The 426-nt window shown below is 69.7% G+C and carries 1 protein-coding gene; it reads left to right on the top strand.

The features are described from left to right. Positions 1 to 426 (top strand): SDR family oxidoreductase (locus ABGA94_RS05665; protein WP_375366629.1); only part of this gene is annotated, 426 nt, incomplete at both ends.

Here is a 426-nt window from a genome sequence, read left to right as displayed (position 1 = left end):
ATCCATGCGTTCACCAAGGCGCTGGCCAGCCAGCTGCTGCCGCGCGGCATCCGGGTCAACTGCGTGGCGCCGGGGCCGGTGTGGACGCCGCTGAACCCCGCCGACAAGCAGGCCGAAGCGCTTCTGCCGCAACGGATTGCGGTAGGCATCCTTGTAGCCGGGATCGCCACTGAAACTGGGCGCGTCGTACCACTCGGTGCGGCGATCGAAGTACCAGCCTTCAGCCGCACCGTTGAACGCCGCCGCATCGGCCAGCGCTGGCAACGCGCGGCCACCGGCCTGCACTGCACGTGGCGCCTGCCGGCTGAGCACGCGCAGGGCCACGATGAGGGTGACGCACTGTGGCTGTCGACGATCGCGGCGGTGGCAGTGATCGCGATCACGCCCCTGTGTGGCGCATTGTCGGACCGCCTCGGACGACGTCCG

The sequence above is a fragment of the Stenotrophomonas sp. 3diitr2024 genome (genome assembly GCF_042136455.1).
GTDB lineage: Bacteria > Pseudomonadota > Gammaproteobacteria > Xanthomonadales > Xanthomonadaceae > Stenotrophomonas > Stenotrophomonas sepilia.
This window is presented reverse-complemented; position numbering and strand designations above follow the sequence as displayed.